Annotated in this window: 17 protein-coding genes; 8 read left to right on the top strand and 9 right to left on the bottom strand. The window is 40.7% G+C overall.

The window, feature by feature from the left end; translation table 11 throughout:
- The first annotated feature begins 163 nt into the window (after window positions 1–163).
- The gene (locus J7E81_RS24335; RefSeq protein ID WP_251028843.1) at window positions 164–925 is read left to right on the top strand and encodes a L,D-transpeptidase family protein; all 762 of its coding nucleotides are present in this window, start codon (window positions 164–166) and stop codon (window positions 923–925) included.
- 71 nt (window positions 926–996) lie between these two features.
- Here J7E81_RS24335 and J7E81_RS24330 read toward each other — a convergent pair whose 3' ends face one another.
- From J7E81_RS24330 to J7E81_RS24320, 3 genes are all read right to left on the bottom strand, one after another.
- Complete coding sequence (locus tag J7E81_RS24330; RefSeq protein WP_251028854.1) at window positions 997–2,547, bottom strand: DHA2 family efflux MFS transporter permease subunit; 1,551 nt, start codon at window positions 2,545–2,547, stop codon at window positions 997–999.
- 281 nt (window positions 2,548–2,828) lie between these two features.
- Entirely contained in the window at window positions 2,829–3,482 is a 654-nt protein-coding gene (locus J7E81_RS24325; protein WP_215046358.1) for an HlyD family efflux transporter periplasmic adaptor subunit, read from the bottom strand.
- Window positions 3,483–3,486: 4 nt separating this feature from the next.
- Window positions 3,487–3,891 (bottom strand): MarR family winged helix-turn-helix transcriptional regulator, encoded by a 405-nt coding sequence (locus J7E81_RS24320; protein ID WP_215046357.1) that lies wholly within the window; start codon window positions 3,889–3,891, stop codon window positions 3,487–3,489.
- A gap of 218 nt (window positions 3,892–4,109) precedes the next feature.
- On the opposite strand from J7E81_RS24320, the gene J7E81_RS24315 reads away from it, so the two are divergent.
- From J7E81_RS24315 to J7E81_RS24290, 6 genes are all read left to right on the top strand, one after another.
- Window positions 4,110–4,478, top strand: coding sequence for a hypothetical protein (locus J7E81_RS24315; protein ID WP_215046355.1), 369 nt, complete (start codon window positions 4,110–4,112; stop codon window positions 4,476–4,478).
- Window positions 4,479–4,727: 249 nt separating this feature from the next.
- A complete protein-coding gene (locus J7E81_RS24310) occupies window positions 4,728–7,103 on the top strand; it encodes a polyprenyl synthetase family protein (RefSeq protein WP_215046353.1) in 2,376 nt (791 codons plus the stop codon).
- Between the two features lie 176 nt (window positions 7,104–7,279).
- Window positions 7,280–8,833: a sensor histidine kinase gene (locus J7E81_RS24305; RefSeq protein WP_308162273.1), complete on the top strand. Its 1,554-nt coding sequence runs from the start codon at window positions 7,280–7,282 to the stop codon at window positions 8,831–8,833.
- Window positions 8,826–9,509: a response regulator gene (locus J7E81_RS24300; protein WP_308162272.1), complete on the top strand. Its 684-nt coding sequence runs from the start codon at window positions 8,826–8,828 to the stop codon at window positions 9,507–9,509. The genes J7E81_RS24305 and J7E81_RS24300 overlap by 8 nt, the downstream gene beginning before the upstream one ends.
- Before the next feature lie 165 nt (window positions 9,510–9,674).
- Window positions 9,675–10,967, top strand: coding sequence for a CitMHS family transporter (locus tag J7E81_RS24295; RefSeq protein WP_215046349.1), 1,293 nt, complete (start codon window positions 9,675–9,677; stop codon window positions 10,965–10,967).
- 71 nt (window positions 10,968–11,038) lie between these two features.
- A complete protein-coding gene (locus J7E81_RS24290) occupies window positions 11,039–11,962 on the top strand; it encodes an AEC family transporter (RefSeq protein WP_215046347.1) in 924 nt (307 codons plus the stop codon).
- A 183-nt stretch (window positions 11,963–12,145) separates the two neighbouring features.
- Here J7E81_RS24290 and J7E81_RS24285 read toward each other — a convergent pair whose 3' ends face one another.
- Window positions 12,146–13,315 carry an MFS transporter gene (locus J7E81_RS24285; protein WP_215046345.1) on the bottom strand — a complete coding sequence of 390 codons (1,170 nt, stop codon included), beginning with the start codon at window positions 13,313–13,315 and terminating at the stop codon, window positions 12,146–12,148.
- A 73-nt stretch (window positions 13,316–13,388) separates the two neighbouring features.
- Window positions 13,389–13,850 carry a low molecular weight protein-tyrosine-phosphatase gene (locus J7E81_RS24280; protein ID WP_215046343.1) on the bottom strand — a complete coding sequence of 154 codons (462 nt, stop codon included), beginning with the start codon at window positions 13,848–13,850 and terminating at the stop codon, window positions 13,389–13,391.
- Between the two features lie 140 nt (window positions 13,851–13,990).
- Between J7E81_RS24280 and pabB the strand changes: the two genes are divergently transcribed.
- The gene (gene pabB, locus J7E81_RS24275; protein ID WP_215046341.1) at window positions 13,991–15,742 is read left to right on the top strand and encodes an aminodeoxychorismate synthase component I; all 1,752 of its coding nucleotides are present in this window, start codon (window positions 13,991–13,993) and stop codon (window positions 15,740–15,742) included.
- 591 nt (window positions 15,743–16,333) lie between these two features.
- Here pabB and atzF read toward each other — a convergent pair.
- The 4 genes from atzF to J7E81_RS24255 are packed head-to-tail and all read right to left on the bottom strand — an operon-like array spanning window position 16,334 to window position 23,107.
- Window positions 16,334–18,073 (bottom strand): allophanate hydrolase, encoded by a 1,740-nt coding sequence (gene atzF, locus J7E81_RS24270; protein ID WP_215046339.1) that lies wholly within the window; start codon window positions 18,071–18,073, stop codon window positions 16,334–16,336.
- Window positions 18,033–21,692, bottom strand: coding sequence for an urea carboxylase (gene uca / locus J7E81_RS24265; RefSeq protein ID WP_215046337.1), 3,660 nt, complete (start codon window positions 21,690–21,692; stop codon window positions 18,033–18,035). Before uca ends, atzF begins: the two co-directional genes overlap by 41 nt.
- A 24-nt stretch (window positions 21,693–21,716) precedes the next feature.
- Window positions 21,717–22,367: an urea amidolyase associated protein UAAP2 gene (locus J7E81_RS24260; RefSeq protein WP_215046335.1), complete on the bottom strand. Its 651-nt coding sequence runs from the start codon at window positions 22,365–22,367 to the stop codon at window positions 21,717–21,719.
- A complete protein-coding gene (locus J7E81_RS24255) occupies window positions 22,367–23,107 on the bottom strand; it encodes an urea amidolyase associated protein UAAP1 (protein ID WP_251028842.1) in 741 nt (246 codons plus the stop codon). Before J7E81_RS24255 ends, J7E81_RS24260 begins: the two co-directional genes overlap by 1 nt.
- Window positions 23,108–23,130: the final 23 nt, after the last annotated feature.

The raw sequence follows: 23,130 nt of genomic DNA, 5'->3' as shown, positions 1-23,130 counted from the left end.
ATAAAGGAAAAAGGAAATATATGTAGAAATATTAATATTATGGAAATGCTAGCGTAACACAGAATACTAGATTGTTATATTGCTAACAAATTTGTAATGTGGATATGCTAGCAAACATAAAATACACGGATTAGTCAATTTAATGGGTGTTGGGGGGATCTATTTGCAAAGAAAATGGTTAATCTTTATTAGTTTGGCTTTTCTTTTGTTGTTTAGCTTATGTTTCGATGTACCTTCTAGTTCGGCGGCTACTGTTAACAAATTTATTATCATTAACAAAGCAAACAACCGCCTCGCTTACTATGAAAACGGCGTCTTGAAAAAACAATTCAAAGTAGGAACAGGGAGAAGTAGTTCACTAACTCCGGAAGGAAAATTCAAAATTGTTAATAAAATTGTTAACCGTCCATACTACAAAGGGCATATTCCAGGAGGTGACCCACGTAATCCGCTAGGTAACCGCTGGATGGGTTTAAATGCCCGCGGAACTTGGGGAACAACCTACGGGATTCATGGGAACAATAACCCTAGTTCGATTGGAGGGTATGTGAGCAGCGGCTGTGTTCGAATGTATGATAATGAAGTAGAATGGTTATTCAATCAAGTGCCAGTGAATACACCGGTTGTTATTACAACGTCCAAAAATACCTTCGACGCAATTGCAGTGGCCAACGGATTGAAAAGTGGAAAAGGTTCGCCTTCTGTTCCTGTAAGCACGAGCAATGAAATCCTTAAAAAAGGAAGTCGTGGGCCAGCTGTTGTAACGCTTCAAAAAAAGCTTACAGCTTTAGGCTACAACACCAAAGGGTATGATGGCATCTTTGGAACAAATACAGATACAGCTGTTCGTAATTTCCAGAGAGCCCATCACCTGCAAGTGGATGGTGTAGTGGGACCTTTAACGAAAAAAGCACTAGGAATTTGATAGTAAAGTGTAAAAAGAGGCATTCCTAAAAGTTTAGCTTTTGGGAATGCCTCTTTCGATCTAACCTGTTATTAATTTTTTATCTGTGCCCGTTTTACAAAGAATACTAAAACCAAGGCTACAAAAGCAATCAGGGTTGCCACAATAAATGCGTCATTAATCCCGTCTATGGTCGTTTGTTTCATTACTTGACCATAAAGTAAATAGGTGGTAAGTGGTTTACCCGCAGCCGGCATGTGTGTTAAAGCTCCAAGACTTTGAGTAAGTTGTGAAAATTGACCCGCAATGAAAGGATTTGCGCTCGTCATGGTACTGATATATTCACCATAATGTACCCCTGACCTAGTTGTCATAACGGTAACAAGGAATGCCGTACCAATACTTCCAGCAACTTGTCTTGCCGTATTAGAAGCTGCCGTACCGTGTGCCCCGAGGTGACGAGGCAATTGGTTTAGACCTTCCGTCATGATTGTCATCATAATGAAGGACATTCCAAACATCCTAAATACATATAGGAGGAGGAGATGAGTATAGCTGGTTGTCATACTTAATTTAGTAAATTGCCAGGTTGTAATAACCGTTATGGTTAACCCGATAACACCAAGCCATCTTGCACCGATTTTATCAAAAAGGGCACCGGAAATCGGCGACATAATCCCCATCACAATCGCACCTGGGAGCATCAATAAACCAGAGTCTAATGCAGAGAACCCTCGAATATTTTGCAAATAAATTGGCAGTAAGATCATGGCACCAAACATAGCCATATTAACAATCATACTAATAATCGTGGTTAAGGCGAAAATATCATATTTAAAAACCCGCAAATCCAGCATTGGCTTGTCAGTCGTTAACTCACGCAAGATAAAGGCCAGTAAAAACAAAACTCCAATCGTTAATGAAAGGACAACCGTTGCACTGCTCCAGCCGTCGCTTCCAGCTTCACTAAACCCATATAACAAGAAACCAAACCCTAAGGTTGAAAATAATAATCCTGGGAAATCAAATTTAGGATTCGTCGTTTTCGTTACGTCTTTCATCCACATGAAGCTTAAAATTAAATCTAATACTCCAATAGGAATGACAATATCAAACAATAATCTCCATGAATAATGTCCAATCAGCCAACCGGATAATGTCGGGCCAATAGCAGGAGCAAAGATCATGACAACCCCCATGAGACCCATGGCTTTCCCTCGTTTTTCCGGAGGGAAAAGGGCAAAAAAGACTGTCATCAAGAGTGGCATAATAATTCCTGCACCACTAGCTTGGATAACACGCCCAATCATTAACATAGAAAAGTTAAATGAGAGGGAACAAACCAGTGAACCGATCGTGAAGAGAAAGATGGCAGCAAGGAAAAGCTTTCTCGTTCCAAACTTTTCAATCAAATAGGCTGTAACCGGAATGAGAATACCATTCACTAGCATATAACCAGTTGATAGCCATTGCACCGTACTTGCTGAAACACCTAAATCATTCATAATATGTGGAATCGCAACATTCAATAAAGTTTGATTTAAAATGGCGACAAATGCACCAAGCATTAAGGCAGTAAGAATTTTTCCAGTTCCTGAAGATTTTTCGGATTCCTTTTCTGCTTGTTTGGATAGTGTTATCATTTCTTCTTTCGGCTGGACTTCCGCTTGAACATACTCTAAAGCGGGCTCGGCTATCGCGTTATCTTCCAGCATTTCTTCTACTTGACTTGTTAGATCTGGATCTTGCTGAAGATCCTTCTTATCAAGGATTGGCGATTGAGGAATAGCTTCTACCTCTTGATTTTTAACTTCACTTTGATCGATTTTCGATTTTTTTTGTTTTAACACACCAAAATTGATCAAAAGTAGTACCAAAATACATATTATGGCATAAACCGTGATATATATTGACATTTTATCACCTACTTATGAATTCGCACGGTCACGTTCATACCAGGAACAATTCCTACACCTTTATTATCATCAATGGATACTTTCACAGGAACCACTTGCGTCACTTTCGTGTAGTTAGCTGTGTTATTTGAACTAGGTAACAATGAAAAGGTACCTGCAGTTGCTAAACCAATTTGTTGAATTTTTCCTTTTAATGTTGAATTAGGGAAAGCATCCACATAAATGTCAACATCCTGGCCAACGGCAATTTCGTCAATCTTTGTTTCATCAATATTAGCTGTTACCCATAAATTGTTTAAATCATAAACTTGTGCAAGCGGAGTTCCTGCTGCTACAAATGAATTTGGGACTGCATTAGTTTGGACAACTGTTCCGTCAGTTGGCAGAGTTACTTTCATTTCAGTTGGCTCGCCATTTGCTCCAGTGGTAAGTATGGTTCCAATTGGATTATTTTTTGAAAAATGATCTCCTACTTTACCAGCCCAATCTGTTAACTTTCCGTTTGCAGGGGCAGCAATTGTTACTTGTTGTCCTGCGACTTGCGCGTTATCTGTTGTTAAATAATTGACGGTTTTATTGTAGTAGGCATATCCTGCAAAACCTCCACCTACTAAGACAATTAAAATAATAATGTTGACCAAAAGTAAACGTTTCGTACTCATTCAATTATTCCTCCTCAATTGTTAGCCTTTTTAAAACGAGTTGGTGAAGTCGCAACAGATGAGAGATTTCCTCCTCCGGCAGTTCAAGGACTTCTTGGACCTTCTTCATTAGCATCGATTCAGACGAATTAAATTTTGCTAATGTTTTTTTTCCATTGCTTGTTAAATGTATAGAAATGGTCCTTCTATTGCCAGGAGGTACTACTCTTTCGACGAGTCCGCTATGAACAAGGCGATCAATCACGCCACTAACGGTACTGTTCGTTAGTCTTAATTTTTCAGCGAGTTCTCCCAAACTAATATCAGGGTTGTTGTTAATCTTAAATAGTGCTTTTAATTGGACAGGGGTTATCCCTAATTTTTCTGCATCAAATTTAACAAGCCTATTGTAGGCTTTATTTATTTCCAAAAAGCTTACCAAAACTTCATTATTTAATATGTCCAGTTTTAATTCCTCCTTTCTTTCTAAAATCTAAAATTACCTATAAGAACATTTCGTGTGCGAAATAAATTATAAACAGGGACATGAAGTAATGTCAACCATAAAACACTAAAGTGTCAGATGATCGAAAGAAATCATACAATTTTCCTAGAGGAAGCATTTTAACAAATTAGGGGGCTGGGGATATGAAGTTTGAAAGGCAAAAAGCCATTATGTTAGCAGAAACGATCCATGAATTTATAAAATATGTCCGAAAAAACCATGAGAATAAAAATAGCTTTAGATTTAATATTGATAAATTGTATCAAGTCAAACTCCTCGTTGAAGAATATAAGTTCGAGATGATTGCAGACGAATTATTGCGAATCAACCAGTACTCATGGGATGGAAAGTATACTTATTATTTAGTTGATGGTTTTAAAAAGGGAATCGATGTTATCGATGATTACGTAAAAAACAACTACGAAGAACTTTATCTTTTAACAGCTAGACTTTATCCATTAAAGGACCTACTTCAACTATTTAACAGAATCGAAACGGAAACTTATGCTTAGGATATTCAGAAAGCCTGCTTCAATATAGATGGAACAGGTTTTTTGGGGTACCGCCTATCTTTAAGGATTAATTCAAATCTTATTTGTTCTTGTAGATAATTTAATCGAATAAAATAAGATACCTGCCACCATTAATTATTTGTGAAAAAAATTAAACCTTTTTATACTTTAAGGTATACATGTATTGATTGTTTAATAAAATCTGTTTGGCAGGTAGAACAAGGAACTTGGGGCAGGGGATAACTATTTATGAATGAAAAATTAGTACAAAATGCGGATAAAATATATCAGTTAGCTGAGCAAAAGGCTGCCCAGTATTTTCAATCACTTTATCTCCAAGTCATCGAAAAGTCTTATGTCCCTGCTTTAACAAAAGATATTAACGTATGGAAACAAAACCATATTCATCATCATCCTCCATTATTATCCATTTTTTCGAGAAGAAAGAATAAAACGGAGCTAAAAGGATATTCAAATCATATCCGTTGGCTCAATTATACAGGAAAACTGGATAACTACCTCGATCGCAGCATTTCCTACCTATTTATGCGTGATCTGGGCAAAGCGTTGGATGCTTCTGATACCCAGATGAAAATTCGCCAGGTCGTTGATCATTTAAAAAATAGCCTGACAAAGGGTAGAGAAGAGGAAAAAGAATCGTTTAGCATGGCCGCTTTATTCCGATGGGCTCAGCGTGAAGGAATTGAAACCACGATGATCTGGGTCTTGGACAAATTAAAGACAGTGACCCGAAATATTCCAGATGGTATGGATGCAGAACATGCCCAGCGAAAACTGATCAAAATTATTGCAGGTGTGATCATGCACGTGGTTGTAGAGATGGAAGAAGGAATTTCGCCTCTTGATCGTAGACAGAGATTAGAAAAAGCCATTAGGCTTGGTTACTCCTATGGTCTGACCTATCCCTTCATAGATGATCTGCTCGATTCCCATGTTTTATCAGATGTGGAGAAAAACCGTTACACCCAGTTAATTCGGACGACACTTATTACAGGAACTGTCCCCGAGTTGGGGGGATGGGATGGAAAGAACTGTTCACTCATTCACTATATCCATTCTGAGCTTCGTGAGGCCTATGAATACATTAAGGCTAATCAGCAGGCTGAGACATTAAAGGCCTTTTTTGATCAATCCTACGTGTTTTTTAACTCCCAGGAAGTAGACCGGAAAAAAGATCTTTCAAATAGCAACTACACCAATGAAGAGATTTATGTACCGGTTATTTTAAAATCGGCTTCATCGAGACTAATTGTCCGTTCTGTCATCAGTGCACCTGAAGATGAAGGTTTTGATAACAGGACCTTCTATTATGGCATTTACAATCAGCTGGCGGATGATTTTGCTGATATGTTTGATGATCGGAAGGAGGGGGCTGTTACTCCCTATACGTATTATTTAACCTATCATGATAAGCGGCCCGATCTGATCAATCCCTTTGAATTATACTGGGCGGTTATCGCCCATTTAATTCATCAAGTCTATCAATCTGATCTAAAAACCTGTGAGGTTATTCTCGACCGTGCCATCAATGGTCTGAAACGGTTCAAGGAGCGCATGGGAACTCCAAAATACAATGAAGTGATGGAGCTGTTTGCTTCAGGAAACCCACTTTTTAATCGACTGATCCAAAAAATGGTTGATAAAGCAGATGATGTAGATTTCTTCGATAAACTGCTTCGTGATCATATCATGACGATTTTAAAAACGGAACGACAAGAGCAAGATGACTTTTTACAAGAAATCGACACGATCCGCAATCAACTCAATAACAGTCTTAAAATCTACCCGGGAGAAAATGTTCCTCTAATCGATGACTTGATCACGGACGCCTCCAACTATAGTCTTTTTGGTGATGGAAAAAGATTAAGACCAATTGTTGCTTGGCAAATAGCAGTAAAGGGATATGGATTAAACCCAACTGCCATTATGCCGCTGTTAAAATCGTTGGAATATATGCATACTGCCTCCCTTATATTCGATGATCTTCCGTCACAGGATAATGCCCCCATCCGCAGGGGCCGTCCGACTCTGCATACGGTATATAACGCAGCAATTGCGGAATTAGCTGGCTTGTTTCTAACCCAGAAAGCAATGGAAGAGCAAGCATCCCTCCATGAATTTAATGCGAAAACAGTCCTGAACATGATCCAGTACTCAGCCCGGATGACCGAGAAAATGTGTAAGGGGCAAGCAATGGATCTGGGCTCAAAAGGAAAGGCATTAACATTGGAACAATTAATCATCATGAGTTTTTATAAAACTGGAATTGCTTTCGAAGCGTCCATTCTTATGCCTGCTATCCTTGCCCAAGCAAAGGAGTCCGAATTGGAGGCATTGAAAAAATTTGCCCGCCATGCCGGCATTGCTTTTCAAATCAAGGATGACCTGCTGGATGTCGAAGGGAATCAAAATAAGCTTGGTAAACCAGTGGGAATAGATAAAGAAAATAATAACTCCACATTTGTATCCATCCTAGGTCCTGAAAGGGCAAGAATAGAGATGTGGGAACATTACTGTCTTGCCGTGGAAGCACTTCATGAAGTTCCTCGTAATATCACTTTCTTAAAGCAATTATTAAATTATATGGTAAATCGTGATCATTAAATGGACAGATGAGAAACTATCAAAATGATAGTTTTTTTTCGTTTTTCAAAAGAAATTTATAGCAACTAAAGTTATAATAAAATCATGTTTTACGGCGGAGGTTCAAAAAGGAGGAATGTGGCCTGAAAACTAAACATCTATCGTTGCAGACAAAAATCTTTGGGCTGGCCCTATTATTGGGATTATTATTAATCCTGCTGATGACCGCATTTTATAGCTATATGGAAAGTAAGCAAATAGAGGAAAACAAGGGGAAATTGGCACTCGAAATTTCAAAAACAGTCTCCTTTATGCCAACAATTATTGAAAGTTTCGAATCTAGTAATCCATCAAAAACCATTCAGCCCTTAGCAGAAAAAATCCGAAAAGAAACGGGTGCTGAATTTGTGGTAGTAGGAAACCTGGATGGGACAAGGTATTCACACCCATTAAAATCGATGATCGGAAAAAAAATGAAGGGCGGAGACAATGATAAGGCGATTAAAAAAGGGGAGTATTATGTTTCCAAAGCAAAGGGTTCACTAGGTCCTTCGATTAGAGGGAAATCACCGATCCTAAATAAAAGTGGGGAAGTGATAGGGGTCGTATCAGTGGGATTTCTATTAGAAGATGTAAACCAGCAAATCACCAAAAATATCAAAAAAGTACTCTTAGTCTCGATTGTTGCTCTATTCATTTCTTTTTTCGGAAGTATGCTGCTAGGCAGGGATATTCGTAAAGATACACTAGGTCTCGAACCATATGAAATCGCCGCACTCTATAAAGAAAAAAACGCAGTTCTCCACGGTGTAAAAGAAGGAATATTAGCCATTAATAAAGATGGATTCATTACCATGATGAATCAGCCTGCAAAAAAACTATTACATATTAAAGGCTCGGTCCGCCATATAAAGGTCGAGGGTCTCTTTCCTTCAGACTATTTATATGAAGTGTTAAATGCGGGAAATCCGGTCGTTGATAAAGAATTAATTTGGAAAGATAAAACGGTCATCGTCAATTGCACGCCTCTTTTTGATGAAAACGGAATCAGCGGGGTGGTGGCTTCTTTTCGTGATAAAACGGAAATTGAGCAAATGGTCAACACGATATCAGAAGTAAAGAGCTATTCGGAGGATCTTCGTGCTCAAACCCACGAGTATACGAACAAATTGTATGTGTTATCAGGCTTGCTTCAACTCGGTGAATTTGAACAGGCGATTGCGATGATCCAAGCGGAAACACAGATTTTACAAGTTCAAAATACGATTTTATTTAACCAGATTAAAGATTCTAAAGTCCAAGCAATTTTATTGGGGAAATTAGGAAAAGCTTCAGAAAAAAAGATAAAGTTTGAGATTGTTACTGAAAGTTATTTAGACCATTTGCCAACCCATATGAAGCTATCTAATTTGATTGTGATCTTGGGTAATTTAATTGATAATGCCTTTGAGGCTGTCACTGAGAGTAATCCTCCTATTGTTAAATTTTTTGCCACAGATATTGGCAGTGATATCATTTTTGAAGTTTCAGATAATGGGAGAGGGATTAGTGAAAATGATATTCCCCAATTATTTGAGCGGGGATTTACTTTGAAAAATGGGGATAAGCCGAGGGGCTTTGGACTATCCAATGCGGAAGAAGCAGTGGTCGAGATGAATGGAATGATTGAGGTCCAAACTAACCCGGACAGTGGAACGATCTTTACCGTGTATCTTCCTAAGCAAGATGAGAGGAGTCAAGGACGTGCATAAGATAAAAGCAGCGATAGCCGAAGATGATTTTCGAGTTGCCGAGATCCATGAAAAATTTTTAAAAAAGTTTAAGGATATTGAAGTAATTGGAAAAGCATTAAACGGGGTTGAGACATTGAAATTGCTGACAGAGGAATCCCTAGATTTATTGCTTCTAGATGTGTATATGCCTGATATGCTTGGAACAGAGCTGCTTCCGATTATAAGAGAACGGTTTCCCAAAGTAAGTATTATTATGATAACCGCTGCAACTGATAAGCTTTTTGTTGAAAAAGCATTAAGCTATGGGGTAGAGAATTATTTAATTAAGCCAGTGAACAGGGAACGATTTGATGAAGTTATTTTAGAATATGTAAAAAAATACACACTATTAATTTCTGAACAGGAAATAAATCAGCACTATGTTGACCTATTGTTTGGCAAAAAAGAGACCGAAAATGTGGGAAAAGGGAATGGTTTACCTAAAGGGATTGATGAGATTACCTTAAGTAAGGTGGAAAACGTCCTTCTGAATAAAAACCATGGACTATCCGCTGAAGAAGTGGGGAAGGAAATTGGTGCCTCCCGGATTACTGCTCGCCGTTATTTAGAGTATCTGTCCTCGATTAATGAAGCTAAAGCGGAAGTGGTCTATGGAATTGTAGGAAGACCAGAAAGAAAGTATTATCCAAAGTAGTGAAGGTGCCAAAGGGCATCTTCTTATTTTTTGTTCAAATGCAGGGGAACCGTGAACAATATGTACAAAATACACTTTAAATTACTTAAAAAACTTAATTTTGTAATCGTTTTCAACCTCCAATAATTAGACTATTATAAATTTACAAACAAAAGGGGTGGGAAAATGTTAGCAATTCTGGGTTTTTTAATGATACTTATTTTTATGATTTTGATTATGACCAAACGTCTATCTGCCATGATTGCATTAATGGTAGTGCCTGTTGTCTTTGCCTTAATTGGGGGATTCGGCAAAGAACTGGGACCAATGGCACTTGAAGGAATCAAAAGTGTCGCACCAACGGGAATCATGATTTTATTTGCAATACTCTTTTTCGGAATTATGATTGATGCTGGGGTTTTTGATCCAATTATTTCAACAATCTTAAAACTTGTAAAAGGGGACCCTGTAAAAATAGCCATCGGAACAGCCGTCCTTGCCTTATTAATCTCTCTTGATGGAGATGGAACTACTACCTATATGATTACGATTTCAGCCATGCTTCCATTGTATAAACGGATTGGTATGAAACCCTTAGTCCTTGCTGGAATAGCGGTCTCTGCTTCTGGTGTAATGAATCTCCTTCCATGGGGAGGACCTACTGCTAGAGCCATGACAGCACTTCATCTGGAAATGGGTGATATCTTTACCCCAGTTATTCCGAGTATGGCAGGCGGTGTGCTGTTTGTATTGTTCATGGCGTTTTGTCTAGGAAGAAAAGAACGACAGCGCATTGGTGTTTTAGAAATCGATTATAGTACTCTTTCGATGATGGCAGCAACAACAGAGGATGCTTACCTTAAACGTCCAAAGCTAATTATTGTAAACTACCTTCTTACCATCCTCCTGTTAGTGGCGCTTATTGAGGAATTACTTCCGAGTACCGTCTTATTTATGATTGGATTCGCGATTGCTATTACGATTAATTATCCAAATATCCATGAACAAAAAGAACGGATCATGCACTATGCAGATAATGCTTTGTCGGTAGTATCAATGGTTTTTGCAGCTGGTATCTTTACAGGAATTCTTGCTGGAACCAAAATGGTGGATGCGATGGCGAATTCGATGATTACGCATATTCCAGCAGACTTGGGCTCTCATTTTGCTCTGATTACAGCGATTATTAGTGCCCCCTTTACATTCTTTATGTCAAATGATGCTTTTTACTACGGGGTGCTACCACTACTTGCAAAAGCGGCTAATGGCTATGGTATTGATCCGGCCATGATTGGCCGGGCGTCATTATTAGGATTACCAGTCCATTTATTAAGTCCGTTAGTCCCTTCTACTTATCTACTCGTCGGTATGGTTGGAGCAGATTTCGGAGATTTGCAGCGCTCCTTTTTAAAATGGGCTTGCGGTTCGACAGCAGTGATGATTCTAGTCGCACTGGTACTATCTATCATACCAATCTAAACATCTAGTTAAAATCCAGAAGCTCCTTGATGGGGGCTTTTGGATTTTGTCTTAATAAATAGGAGAGTCATATGGAAGTCTTTTTTCTCATTTTATTAAATGTGGTTTTACCAGTATTTCTTTTAATTGCAGCAGGTGTAATGCTGCATCGGAAATTTAAGTTTGATATGAGCACATTATCCAAATTAAATACGTATTTTCTAATGCCTTCCGTTGGTTTTGTAAATATTTATCAAAATAATGTTGGCGGAAAAACGCTTGTACATATTATTGGTTTTTTAGTTATCCAATGTACATGTTTAATGATCATAAGTGCAGTGATATCAAAGGCAGCCAAGTTTGAAAACGGACTAGCCGCTACCTTTAAAAATAGTATCGTTCTAAATAATGCCGGTAACTTTGGCTTGCCAGTAAGTCAGTTGGTTTTTCAACATAACCCATTAGGGGCCTCCATTCAGATTGTCGTGATGATTTTCCAAAATTTATTAACTTATACCTATGGGTTGTTTAATTCGGTTTCAGTTGATCAAAGAGGATTTGGTGCATTAAAGGAATTTCTAAAGAATCCTGTTATTTATGCATTTCTATTAGGTTTGATTCTTCATTCCTGCCATGTTAAAATTCCGAATTTTATTTGGACACCGATCCATAATACGTCCAATGCGTTCTTAGCAGTGGCGTTAGTTACTCTTGGTGCACAAAGTGCTTATATAAAGATAAGGCGATTGTCTTTACCGCTATTTTTAAGTCTGTTGGGCCGTTTAATTCTCTCGCCGTTGATCGCGATGGCTATTATTACAACATTGAAATTGGAGGGAACCACGGCACAGGCGTTGTTTATTGCAAGCTCTTTTCCTACCTCGAGGAATAGTGCTCTATTTGCATTGGAGTATGGAAATCATCCTGAATTTGCAGCTCAAGTCGTTTTGATGTCCACTATACTTAGCATGATTACGGTGACAACTACTGTGTATTTGTCAGGAATCTTATTTTAAAACTTGTTAGTTGTCTCTGGGGTAGAACCTTTGGGGACAACCATTCGAATAAGCGGTTGCCACTTATAGACGCAAAAAAAGACCAAAAAAAGAGACTGCCCAAAGCAAGTTGCTGGACAACTTCTTTGAGGCAGCTTTTTTTGGATAAATGTGAGGAATGACTTGCTATAGAATATTGCATGGTTAAACCGTCGCCTTTTGTACGGTTCTCGATTCTTTTAAGAAAATAAAGATAAATACCAAAAAGGTAAGGAAAGCAACCATTGCATTGTATAAAAATACTTCCCGCATCCCGATATATTCACTGGCAATCCCGCCTGCCATGCTGCCTATAATTCTAGCCAAACCTAAACTTAGCAAACCGTTCAGCGTTTGCCCAGAGGCCTTTAGTTCTTTGGGAACTTCTTGATTGATGTAGATCGCAAGGGTTACGGATAATACGATAAAAATTAATCCATGCAGCATTTGAATCGGCAGGACCAGATACGGATTGTGAACAAAATAAAAGAACAGCCAGCGCAGTCCAGCGAAAAAAGCAGTTGCAACCAAGACAACAGGAATACCAAATCTCTCGATGATTTTATGGCCATAAAGTAAGAAAGGCAGTTCGCTTATCGATGAAAAAAGCATCGACCAGCCAAGCAAACGATTATCTGCTCCTAGCTGATTAAAATAAATAGGGAAAAAAGAGTAATAATACCCAAGGGTAATTTGAACGATAAAATTTAATAAGGTAAACAACATAAGTTTTCTGTTTTTTAATAAAACTGAGAGAGAAACCTTGTTTTTACTAGACTGATGACCTTTTATTTTAGGCAATTGCGTACAGATGATCAGCGTAAATAGCATCACTAGTGAATAAACGATCGAGATACTATTAATATTCTTTTTTGCGACGATCCCAAAAGCAACAGACATAATAGCAAAACCGATGGTACCAGCCAATCGGATCGGTCCGAAGTTCCATTTTGTCCGGGCTAGATGTTCTAATGTAATGGCGTCACTTAAGGGATTGATCGACGTTTGAAAAAAGGTGACCACACAAATAATCGTCAATAAATAAAGGTACTGATTAGATATCGGGAGGAACAGGATGGAAACCGAACTTCCTAATGACAAGACCTGAAGAACACGGTTTTTGCTTTCTGCCCGGTCGCCGATACTTCCCCAAAGTGGCTGCGCCAGAACCGCAATCAATGGGCCGAAGCTTAATAGGGTAGCAATGGATGTCTGACTTAAGCCAATACTTTTTAAGTAGACAGGCATAAATGTACCGTAAACGGCATTACCCATATAGGAGACGGCGTATAAACAAAGAAATAATAGATAGATTCGAGTGGATTTTTCCCCCAAGAAGTTCACCTCAAAAATTCATATATCTAATTTGGCTCATTAAACAGCAACTAAGTAGCTGAATAAGGTAATCTTAAGCATGTTCGGTATGAATTTTCTCCAGTAAGGCCATGCATCCTTCGGAAACTAATTGGTAGGTTTCTTCAAAATCGCCAGTGTAATAGGGATCTGGCACATCCTTTTTATGCTCCGTTAAATCAAGCAAGCGAAGAATTTTGGGATGCTTAGGCTTTCCGGTAATTTCGAAGATGTTCATTACATTACTCTCATCCATTCCAACAATATAATCGAACTTTTCAAAATCCTTTTTTGTTAATTGTCGTCCAACCAGACCATTGGCGGAGATGTTATATTTCTTTAAAATTGCAAGGGTTCCTTTATGGGGTGCTGATCCAATGTGCCAAGAACTGGTAGCAGCGGAATCGACTTTTATTTGGTCAGATAAATCTTCTTTTTTTACTAAGTCACGAAATAAGGCTTCCGCCATTGGTGAACGGCAAATGTTCCCCAGGCAGACAAATAAAACATTAATCATATTCACTAGCTCCTTTTTAATTCTTCGATGCTCTATAACCTATTATAATAGTAGATAAAATAAAAGGAAAAGAGTTGCTTTTCAGATTAATTATTGTCACTATTTATAATGTAATAAAATTATTATTAAAGGAAGTTACGATGGATACAAAACATAGAGTACCATGGATCGTTTTTGAATTTGCTAATAGAGACGGTAAAATTGAACCCCTTATATTTAAAGAGCCAAAAAAAGTGATAGCCGCATTAACCATAGAGGAAGTATTACCTTGTTTTCAGCTTGTTCAGGAAGAAGTAAATAATGGCTACTACGCCGCAGGATTTTTATCATACGAAAGCGCGGCGGCATTTGACGCTGCATTTAGTACAAATTCAGACAGCAAAATGCCGTTATTATGGTTTGGAATCTTTACGGAACCCGGCGGCGAAATCATTAGCAGTCAAGGATCTTATACACTAACAGAGTGGGAGCCATCCGTTAGTTTAGAAGAATATACTCAATCCATTCATGCGATAAAGCATGGGATTGAGAGAGGGGATACCTATCAAACAAACTATACAATCCGGCTGCATAGTCAATTTCAAGGGGATGATTATGCCTTTTTTGAGAGATTGAAAAAAGCACAGACTTCGGATTATTGTGCGTATATTAATACGGGGGTGCATAGTATTTTATCGGCATCACCTGAATTGTTTTTTCGTTTGGAGGGTAACAAGATTACTACTCGGCCAATGAAAGGGACCATTAAACGAGGGAAGTCCTTTGAAGAGGACGAGGCGAATGCCCGAGGACTCTACCTTTCCGAAAAAGACCGAGCTGAAAATGTCATGATTGTCGATATGCTGCGAAATGATTTATCTGTTATCGCGGAATTAGGGACCGTTAAAGTCTCAAAACTGTATGACATCGAACCCTATCCAACTGTATATCAAATGACTTCGACTATAACAGCAACCGTTGCTGAAAAGACGGAGTTTGTTGATATTTTTAAGGCACTCTTTCCATGTGCATCGATAACCGGTGCACCTAAGGTCAGCACGATGAAAATAATTGCGGACTTGGAACCGGAGCCGCGTGAGGTGTATTGTGGAGCCATCGGTTATCTATCTCCAAATAAAGAAGCAGTATTTAATGTTCCAATTAGAACCGTCTTGATTGATCAGCAATCCGGTCGAGCAGCTTATGGGGTAGGAGGAGGGATTACTTGGGATTCTACATCTGAAGGGGAATATGAAGAAGTTCTTGCAAAAGCGAGTTTACTGGAGGAAGATAGACCTGAGTTTGACCTATTAGAAAGCTTACTCCTAGATAACGGTCAGTATTTCTTATTAAATGAACATATGGAGCGGTTGAAAAAGTCAGCCAAATACTTTGGGTTTTCTATTCAAATGGAGGAAATCCAGAGGGAATTGGATGTATTCTCCCGGTTAAACTGTATCGGTAAGTTAAAAGTGCGGCTCTTGGTAAATAAGGAAAGTGAAGTAACACTAGATGGACAACCGGTCTTACCTATGCCAGCCCCAATAAAGGTTATACTTGCCGATAAATCAATTGATATGGATAATCCGTTTTACTATCACAAAACAACCAATCGATCGGTTTATACTAATTTTCAGGTAACGAAGCCTGCGGACGTTTTTGATGTATTACTTAGGAATAGAAATGAGGAGTTAACGGAGTTTACGAATGGAAACCTTGTCTTGGAGATAGAGGGGGAATTATGGACACCGCCTGTGAACTGCGGCTTGCTGGCCGGTACCTTCCGAGAGAAATTAATCAAAGATGGAAAGATCCATGAGAAAGTCTTAACAATGGAGGACTTGCGGCAAAGCTCAAAGATTTGGTTTATTAACAGTGTACGGAAATGGCTAGAGGTGGAATTAGTGGACTAGAGTGAACTATAATTTACTTCGGCCAGTTCCGCGTGATTACAGGGGTGAGTTGTCCGAACATAGCTAATCTCCGGACAACTCCGGGGGATAAGTGGCTAGAGGTGTCCGAACATGGCAAGACTTTGGACAGCTCCGCATGATTAGTGGTCAGAGGTGTCCAACATGGCAAGACTTCGGACAGCACGGCGGGATTAGAGGCTAGAGTTGTCCGAACTTGGTGTGACTTCGGACAGCCCCGAGAGATTACTGGGTTGAGTTGTCCGAACTTGGTGTGACTTCGGACAGCTCCGAGAGATTACTGGCTAGAGTTGTCCGAACATGGCAAGACTTTGGACAGCTCCGCATGAATAGTGGCTTGAGTTGTCCGAACATGGCAAGACTTCGGACAGCTCCGCGTGTTTAGTGGCTAGAGATGTCCGAACATGGCTAAAACTTCTGCCAGTCCCGCGTGATTACTGCCTTGAGCTGTCCAAACATGGCATGAAAAAACCAATTGGATTGTCAATCAAGGGTATAGACGCCCTAAGTGTCAGCTTTAAAAGAAAAAAGGACCATGTAGAACCTTGTTTGTCTACATGGCCTTTATATTCATCATAAATAGCGCCAGCCGCCAGTATATGAAATATCCTCGGCATTTTCGGCAGCAATGGCTTCACATACAAATCCGAGTACTTCAGTCCCATCTTCCAGTTCAACCCTTCCAAGTCCTAGAGGCGAAGGGATTAGAGCAGCAAAGGATCCAAGCTCTGACAAAGGCATTTCCCATAACTCCACTTCAATCGAAGCCCCTGGATCATTTGTACGGATTAATCCTGGTTTTGGAGGAAGAGTGGCTAATTTAACCATTTTGTATTTAAGAGCGGTTTTAGCTGCTCGAACAAATAACGCCCCATGATCCTTCATTTGTTTTTCAAGCGCAAATCCTCTCATATGAAGGCCGCAAACTGCTACTAGTGTAGTAGTTTTATTAACTGTGGAACCTACACCATTTAAAAATAAATCCGATAGGCCAGCAATCAAGTGTTCATTCATATGACTAGAAAACATCGAGACTCCAAAAGGAAGATTTTCCGCAGCATCATCACAAGGTACAGCAATCGCACACAGGTCCAATAAATTACAATGATTCGTATAAAGTCCCATTTTACTGTTTGTTTCAATTGGATTTTCCCGTACTTGTTCACGTGTCCAGGTACCACCGGAAGTAGGCATAATCAAAACGGCATTTTTAAGATGTTGATGTGCTTTTTGTTTAAATGCTTGCAGTTTGTGAATGGCTTTAAAAACAGAGGCGGCATCATAATCGGGATTGGCTCCATTACGTAGCACCTTTTCTGTTACTGGAAATACAGCTCCTTCATTCGACTGAATGAAGGATCCTAAATCGGACCAGCGCTCCGCCACCCATGGTCCATCATAAAGGATCGCAGCCGCCTCAGCAAAAAAGCTTCCATCGATGAATTCAATTGGGATAGAAAGACTCTTAATCCGGTTAACAGTCTGCTCCCAAGCTTGCCGATACTCGTCTGCAAACGGGCCAAAGAATTCAGGTTCTTCTTTTAAAAGCAGAACTTTTTCCGGCAATGCATTTGTGCTGCGTTTTAGCTCACGAGACCAAGGGTCAGTTTCCTCAAACCCGCGGACTACTTCATCAACAAGGAATGCATCCGCGAGGCTATTAGCAAAGACGGTTACGCAATCAAGGCTTGCGCAAGCAGGAACCACTCCCTTCACCGGCCAAGCGCCAAGACTTGGCTTAAAGCCTACAAGCCTATTTAATGCTGCAGGTACACGGCCCGAACCTGCGGTATCTGTACCCAGGGAAAAAGCCGCAAGTCCCCGAGCAACGGAAACCGAAGAACCAGAGCTTGAGCCGCCGCTGATTAGGTCGGGGGAGAGGGCGTTTTTCGTTTCTCCAAAAGGGCTGCGTGTACCTACAAGTCCTGTTGCAAATTGGTCGAGATTTGTTTTGCCGATGGGAATTGCTCCTGCTTCAATCAAGCGTTTCACTGCGGTCGCATGCTCAGTAGGGGTGTGAGAATAGTCAGGGCAGCCAGCAGTGGTAGGTACATCTGCCAAATCAATATTATCTTTAATCGCAAAAGGGATTCCCCAGAGCGGTGTTTGCTCTGGGTCCATGTGTTTCAAACCATCAAGATAGGGCTGGATCATCTCCATCGAAGGAGGAGTAATCCAAATATTAAACGCTTTGTCTGCTTCAGCACGTTTAACAATTTCCTTGCAAACAGCCTCAGGGGTAAGTTTTTTAGAATAATAGTTTTTCTTCAAATCATGAAAGAACAGTGTTTGTAACATGTTGATGGTTTGCATCGTGCGCACCTCGCTTTTCTTTAGTTATAGAGACAATCAACTGACCTGAATGAACTTCATCTCCAGGTGAGACATGGACAGAATGAACATATCCGTCACATGGGGCCAGCTGTGGAAACTCCATTTTCATACTTTCTTCTATTATTAATGTGTCACCTTTTTTCACTTCATCACCTGGAACAATTAGAACTTTCCAAATGCTTCCTGGCAGGGCGGTGCGAACCCCTTCAGCACCCTCAGGCAGAACTTCTTCGACCGTCTCTACTACTTCATGTTCGGAAACAAATTCAGCAACACCGTTTTTCCGCCAGCTTTCACGCTCCGCACGGAAGGCAGCTTGCTGGGTTTCGCGGAAGCCGTCAGTACTTTCTTTAATGGAATCAAGGAAGGTTAAATAGTCGCCTAGTTTAAAGAATGTTTCCGTAATATCCACTTCGAAACGGCCACGTAAAAAGTCCTCGCGCATTTCAAGCAATTCCTCGGCACTGACTGGATAAAATTGAATTTGGTCAAAGAAGCGAAGCAGCCATGGTTTGTCAGCCTGAAAGCTCTTTGTTTCACGAAGTCGATTCCATACTTGGACCGTACGGCCAACAAATTGATAACCTCCTGGCCCTTCCATTCCGTATACGCACATATAGGCGCCGCCAATTCCTACGGCATTTTCCGGTGTCCATGTCCGCGCCGGATTGTACTTCGTTGTCACTAAACGGTGACGGGGATCAATTGGTGTAGCAACAGGAGCCCCTAAATAAACGTCACCAAGACCGAGCACAAGGTAGTTGGCATCAAAAACTATTCTCTTCACATCTTCAATATCATCGAGACCATTCACACGGCGGATAAATTCTAGATTGCTAGGGCACCATGGAGCATCTGGGCGAACATTTTGTTGATAGCGATCAATTGCCAGTCTTGTAGCCGGATCATCCCATGATAGGGGCAGACGAACAATCCGCGAAGGAACTTCCATTTCCTCTAAGCGAGGCAGTTTTTCATTAATAGATTCGATCATTTCACAGACTGATAGGATTGACATTTTGTTTGAATCTAAATGAACCTGTAGTGAACGAATGCCCGGTGTCAAATCAAGAACTGGAATTTCTGTTTGCGCCTTGATGGCTTCCATTAAAGCGTGAACCTGAAACCGAAGGAGAAGATCAAGCTCTAAATCTCCATATTCAATCAGAATGTTTGCATCACCAGCTGCGCGAATAGACATTGGGAAGTTACCTTTTGCTGTTCTTTTTAAAATTGGGTAATCAGGTGTAAACTGTCTAATTTCTTTAGGCAAGGAAGGAACTGCAGAAACACTTGGATTATCTATACAAATTTCTTCCAGGAACTCCTCCTGTTGTTTACGTAATTCATCTGCTTCTTCAAGAGTTAGTAACTGGAACTGGATATGGTCGCCCGCATGAAGCTGACCGATCTTCCAGAATTCAGCTGATGCGGTCGTGACAGGACATACAAACCCACCCAAACTAGGGCCATCGGGTCCAAGTAAAATTGGCATATCACCCGTTAAATCCAGTGTTCCAATCGCATAGGCATTATCGTGTATATTCGATGGATGGAGACCTGCTTCGCCGCCATCTTCTCGTGCCCAAAGCGGGGCAGGGCCAATTAAGCGGACACCAGTCCGCGAACTATTAAAATGAACTTCCCAGCTTGTATTCGTTAACTGATCTAGGTAATCAGGCAGTAAGAATTCCTCCGTACAATGTGGACCGGGAATTACCCCAATGGTCCAGTTTCGTTTAATAGGAGGCTGTTTTATGGAAGGAAGCACACTTACTGTAAAAGTCTTACTGTTATTTACACGTAATACATCTCCGGTGCGAAGGGCCCGGCCGCCATGACCACCAAACCCGCCGAGTGTGAATGTTGATGCACTGCCGAGATGAAGCGGGATATCCAATCCGCCTGCTACTAATATATAGGTTCGCATACCGGATGCCGCTTCACCAAAGGACAACACTTGGCCGCGTTTAACAGATAGCACCTGATACATGGGAACATCCTTTTCATCGAGCTTGGCATTCATATCAGCACCTGTAAGAGCGATCCTCATATCACTGCGGAAGCTATAGGAACCGCCGCGAAGTGTTAATTCAAGGCCTGCAGCATGATCCTCATTCCCAAGTAATTTATTCCCTATCCTAAAAGAAAAGGGATCCATAGGTCCGCAAGGGGGTACACCTACATCCCAGTGACCGATCCGGCCCGGCCAATCCTGGACAGTTGATTGGATGCCGCCATCTAGTACTTCTATCGCACGTTCATCCGGGAAGAATTCCTTTAACATTTGCGTATGGACATTACCAGTTCGGCAATCTTCTTCTTCTAAAAGCGCCTGTATATATTGAAGATTTGTAGTCACACCATAAAGTCGGGTTTGCCCGAGGGCTAAACTTAATTGATTCAGCGCTTCTTCACGTGTCTCTGCATGGACAATGATTTTCGCAAGCATGGGATCATAAAGAGGAGTGACAACCAAACCATCTCGAACCCATGTTTCAATACGGGCAGTATCTGAAAATTGAACCTTATCAAGTTGACCGCCGCTCGGCCGGAAATCATTTAAGCAATCTTCAGCATAAATGCGAGCTTGGATACTGTGACCTGTTGGTGTTGAATACAGTGAATCTAAAGAACGTAAGTCACCGGCTGCTTCACGGACCATCCATTCAACTAAATCAATCTTCAAAACTTCTTCTGTCACACCGTGCTCCACTTGAAGACGTGTATTCACTTCGAGGAAGTAGAAGCGCTCTTCATCTGGATTATATAAAAATTCGACCGTGCCGGCACTCCGATAGCCGACTTCCGCGGCTAATCGTTTCGCAGAAGCCAGCATATCATTTCTTACGGAAGCAGGGAGGCACGGGGCTGGACTTTCTTCAACGACTTTTTGATTGCGGCGTTGAATTGAGCAATCACGTTCACCGAGAGCAGCCACTTCACCAAACTCGTTTCCAAAAATTTGAACCTCAACATGACGTGCCTTTTGGATATATTTTTCTAAGAATACACCACCATTATTAAAGTTGGCCTCTGCCAGCCTCGAGACGGATTCGAACGCATCACGAAGGGAATTTTGATCTAGACATACACGCATTCCAATCCCGCCGCCGCCGGCAGTACTTTTTAACATCACTGGATAGCCAATCCGCTCTGCCTCTACTAAGGCAGTGCTTAACTCAGTAATAAGTGATGTTCCAGGAAGGAGCGGAACATTAGCCTTTACAGCAATTTCACGTGCGGAATGCTTTAAACCAAACACTTCCATCTGTTCGGGAGTAGGCCCAATAAAGGTAATCCCTTTTTCACGACAAGCACGGGCGAAATCAGCATTTTCGCTTAAAAAACCATACCCTGGATGAATGGCATCTACATTATGGTCTAAAGCAGTCTTTAAGATTAATTCCATATTTAAGTAGCTGTCTTTAGCAGCTCCATCTCCGATTAAAATGGCGTGATCGGCGAGTTCGACATGCAGAGAGTCTTGATCTGCTTTCGTATAGACTGCGAAAGACTGGATGCCCATCTTTCGCAATGTTCTTTCAATTCGAACGGCGATTGCACCGCGGTTAGCAATTAATACATTCTTAAACATGGATGAGCACTCCTTTTGTTGTGGTTATTTATCCCAAAGCAAAACTTGAATAGGTGTAGGGTTATAGGCGTTACAAGGGTTATTAAGCTGCGGGCAGTTACTGATTAAGACAAGCGTTCTGCTAATGGCCTGCAGTTCAACATATTTGCCTGGTGCTGAGACACCATCTTCAAATGTCAATCCTCCTTCTGGCGTAACAGGGACGTTCATAAAGAAATTAACATTTGGAGCCAAATCGCGTTTTGAAAACCGGCTGTCATACTTGGCTAACTGGAGCATGAAGGTATCGCGGCAATTATGCATTGACAGGGTATCATGCGAATACCTAACGGTGTTACTTTGCGCTGAACAGGCACCCCCAAGTGTATCGTGACGGCCGCATGTATCTGCGACAATTTTTACTAGCTCTTTACCGGATTCGGAGACAAGCACGGATCCTGTTGATAAATAAACGTTACCTTGCCTTTGAATGGTATTGACGGCACTGTAATGATCAGAAGGTTGATCAGCGTCATAAAAAAGTGTATCTGCCGCTTGATTTCCTTCTAGGTCGACGATTCGAAGAACCTGACCTGGCTCAAGGGTGTAGATCCAACCTTCCCCAGCAGGGATGGTTTTGTGAAAAAATACATTTTCAATTTTTTTGTCACTAACTGCATGATTTAAAACGGCCATTATTGAATTCCTCCTTTGGAAAGTGAAAGGTATTCCCATGTATTTTCAAATGCACGCTGGTTTTCTGGACGATGGTTGAAACAACAATCATTCTCTTGAATGGGTTCAGCTTCGGTAATGATCACTTGAACAGGTACGGATGGGTAAGTGGCCGCTGGATTTAGCGGGTTCGGTGTATTGGAAAAAACTAAAATAACGTCCATCTCTATTCTCAGCGTGATGGTGTCACCTTTTTTGCTGTGATCTGAAACATAATGCAAATTTCCATCATTATCACAATAAACTTTAGAAAATAAATTAACGACTGGCATAAGATCTCGAGGAGTTAAACCATTTCGGAATAGCTCCACTGCAAAGTTTTCTTCGCCGCTTCTGTAATAATCATTCCGTTCGTTTTGATAAGTTGATATTCCATATTTTTGATTGGTAAATACCCGTGAAGTGTAGCCTGAAAGGGGATCATGCCAGCCGAGTGAATCTTCAATGATGCTCGCAAGGACCCTGCCGTTGTCGCTCATGAGGACATGTCCTTTTGTTAAATGGGCAGTGTGCTGGGCTTTCAGGGTATCCGGCATATTGTAACGTTCGGACAGATCATTTGCGTTATATAGCAGCAGGGAAATATTCGCACCCTCCTCGAGAGCAGTAAAGGTGATTTGCTTTCCACGTCTGATCAGATTAGACCATTTTCCGCCCGCTGGAATCATTTTTGGAATTTTTGATGGTGCTAGAGTCTTCATGTTTTTTTCCTCCTATTCAGTAA

It is taken from the genome of Bacillus sp. ISL-18 (assembly GCF_018613415.1).
Lineage (GTDB): Bacteria > Bacillota > Bacilli > Bacillales > Cytobacillaceae > Neobacillus.
This window is presented reverse-complemented; position numbering and strand designations above follow the sequence as displayed.

Bases quoted from the DNA above. Each gene is read 5' to 3' on its own strand.
- uca (WP_215046337.1), bottom strand. From the start codon at position 21,692: ATGTTTAAGAATGTATTAATTGCTAACCGCGGTGCAATCGCCGTTCGA.
- J7E81_RS24295 (WP_215046349.1), top strand. From the start codon at position 9,675: ATGTTAGCAATTCTGGGTTTTTTAATGATACTTATTTTTATGATTTTG.
- J7E81_RS24325 (WP_215046358.1), bottom strand. From the start codon at position 3,482: ATGAGTACGAAACGTTTACTTTTGGTCAACATTATTATTTTAATTGTC.
- J7E81_RS24260 (WP_215046335.1), bottom strand. From the start codon at position 22,367: ATGGCCGTTTTAAATCATGCAGTTAGTGACAAAAAAATTGAAAATGTA.
- J7E81_RS24290 (WP_215046347.1), top strand. From the start codon at position 11,039: ATGGAAGTCTTTTTTCTCATTTTATTAAATGTGGTTTTACCAGTATTT.
- J7E81_RS24255 (WP_251028842.1), bottom strand. From the start codon at position 23,107: ATGAAGACTCTAGCACCATCAAAAATTCCAAAAATGATTCCAGCGGGC.
- J7E81_RS24310 (WP_215046353.1), top strand. From the start codon at position 4,728: ATGAATGAAAAATTAGTACAAAATGCGGATAAAATATATCAGTTAGCT.
- pabB (WP_215046341.1), top strand. From the start codon at position 13,991: ATGGATACAAAACATAGAGTACCATGGATCGTTTTTGAATTTGCTAAT.
- J7E81_RS24280 (WP_215046343.1), bottom strand. From the start codon at position 13,850: ATGATTAATGTTTTATTTGTCTGCCTGGGGAACATTTGCCGTTCACCA.
- J7E81_RS24330 (WP_251028854.1), bottom strand. From the start codon at position 2,547: ATGATAACACTATCCAAACAAGCAGAAAAGGAATCCGAAAAATCTTCA.
- atzF (WP_215046339.1), bottom strand. From the start codon at position 18,073: ATGCAAACCATCAACATGTTACAAACACTGTTCTTTCATGATTTGAAG.
- J7E81_RS24315 (WP_215046355.1), top strand. From the start codon at position 4,110: ATGAAGTTTGAAAGGCAAAAAGCCATTATGTTAGCAGAAACGATCCAT.